The following is a 1888-nucleotide window of genomic DNA, read 5'->3' on the forward strand; positions in this document are numbered from 1 at the left end:
GATCTGGCGCGAGCCCGACCACGAAGCGGAAGCCGCCGCCGCCGGCACCATCATCGAGGATCTTCGCGCCTCGGCGTGAAAGTCGCCGGGCGGGCGTTACATCTGTCCGAGCCGCCTGACAAAGAGATAGGTCGCGCCCGCGATCACCATCGCTACCGCCGTCACCACCCAGAAGCCCATTGGCGTGTCGACCAGCGGCAGGCCGCCGACATTCATGCCGAACAGGCCCGAGATGATGGTCATCGGCAACAGCACCGCCGTCATCACCGACAGTACGTACAGCAGCCGGTTCGACTGCGTCGTCAGCTTGGCCATAAGCTCGTCCTGCAACAGCCGGGCGCGTGCCTGCAATTGTTCGCCATCATAGTGCAGCGTCTGCGCCCTGTGTGAAAGACGCGCGGCCATGTCGTTGATGCTGTCGGGCAGGTCGTTACGGTGCGAGTGGTCGAGATGGCGAAACAGATTGGTCAACGTCGCCATCTGCCTGTGGATCACTACCAGATGCCGGCGCGCGTCGACGAGGGATTGCCGTTCATTGTGCCATGCGTCGCAGACGATGCGATCCTCGATCCCGTCGAGGCTGTCGCCGAGTGCCGCAAGTTCAGCCACCATGCCGTCAAAAGACTGGCCGACAACCGCCTCGATCAACTCGGCCGGCGAGCGGAACTTGCGCGATCCATTCTCGATCGCCTTGCGGATGTTGTCGACCGACTGCAGCGGTTGCTTGCGGGCGCCGACCAGCATCGTGTCGTTGAGCGCGAAGCGGAAATGGCCAAGCCCGCCCGCTTCCGCCGAATAGTCATGGCGCAGGTCCGGCAGATCGCCATAGAGCCAGTCGTCCTCGAGGTCGATATGGCAGCCATGGCTGGCGGACAGGAAAGCTTCGCGCACAGGTGCCGGCAAAGCCTGGTCGGCGCCGATCTCATGGCGGGCCCGCATGTCGGAAAGCTGGTAGCTGCGCCATGTCCAGTGCGCGGCGGTGGCGTCCCTGGTTCGCACGCCCTCAGCGGTGAAATGATAGATGAAGAACAATCCGTGCTCGTCGGGCAGGTAGGGCGACAGGTCGGTGCCTTCCGGGGCGAGAGTGATATCCATGGGCGCGGTGCCAGATGTAGGTTTCGGACATGGCACCGCACGGCGGCTGCCTGGCCTTGATTTCTAGCACGAGCGAACCCGGTTCGGTGTGACGGTTTCTTGACAGCCGATCACGGTCTGTCGATCACCTGCGTCAATCCGGTGGTGACGCCTTCGCCACCCCCGGATTGTGCCCTAGTCAGTGCTTCGGGCCGAAACCCGGATAGGGCTTGAGGGGCACGATTGCGGCAATGTCCATCATGCCGGCCTTGACCAACGGCAAGGTGGCGAGATGGCCGCGAACCTCTGCATCGTCAGCAGCCTCGAACATCATGCCGCTGCCCGGGATGTCGCCTCGGTTCCACACCTGGCGTACCGCGCCTTCGGCATAGAGCGTGCGCCGCTGTTCGGCTTCGCCGGGCAGAAGCGGAGCGAAATCGGCATCGGCAAATTTTTCGGTGTTGCGGGTGAGAAGGGCAAAGAACTGCATGGCGGTCTCCTTTGGTTGGATGGCCGAACTATCGCTCCCGCTGGTCAGACTGTCCAAGACTGGTTAGGCTAAAGTTGAGACCTCGGGGGACTGGAGCCTGGAGAAAAAATGTTCGACCTGCGCCAGATCAGGTATTTCGTCACCGTCGCCGAAACCGGCAATGTCGGGCGCGCCGCCGAAATGCTGCATATTTCTCAGTCGCCACTCAGCCGGCAGATCATCCAGTTCGAGGAGCAGTTGGGTGTTTCCCTCTTTGAAAGGTCGAAGCAGCGGGTCCATCTCAACACCGAGGGGCGCGCCTTCCTCACCGAGGCCCGCGCCCTG

The 1888-nt window shown here is 62.7% G+C and carries 3 protein-coding genes; 1 reads left to right on the forward strand and 2 read right to left on the reverse strand.

Features of this window, described 5'->3' with window-relative positions; genetic code table 11:
• Positions 1–96 precede the first annotated feature (96 nt).
• Entirely contained in the window at positions 97–1095 is a 999-nt protein-coding gene (locus EOC06_RS36555) for a transporter (protein ID WP_128310068.1), read from the reverse strand.
• A 178-nt stretch (positions 1096–1273) separates the two neighbouring features.
• On the reverse strand, positions 1274–1564 hold the full coding sequence (locus tag EOC06_RS36560; RefSeq protein ID WP_128310069.1) for a muconolactone Delta-isomerase family protein: 291 nt from the start codon (positions 1562–1564) through the stop codon (positions 1274–1276).
• A 108-nt stretch (positions 1565–1672) separates the two neighbouring features.
• On the opposite strand from EOC06_RS36560, the gene EOC06_RS36565 reads away from it, so the two are divergent.
• Positions 1673–1888: LysR family transcriptional regulator (locus tag EOC06_RS36565; RefSeq protein ID WP_128310070.1), on the forward strand; the 216-nt coding region annotated here is incomplete at its 3' end.

The organism is Mesorhizobium sp. M7A.F.Ca.MR.362.00.0.0, from assembly GCF_004023175.1.
In the GTDB taxonomy this organism is placed as follows: Bacteria; Pseudomonadota; Alphaproteobacteria; order Rhizobiales; family Rhizobiaceae; genus Mesorhizobium.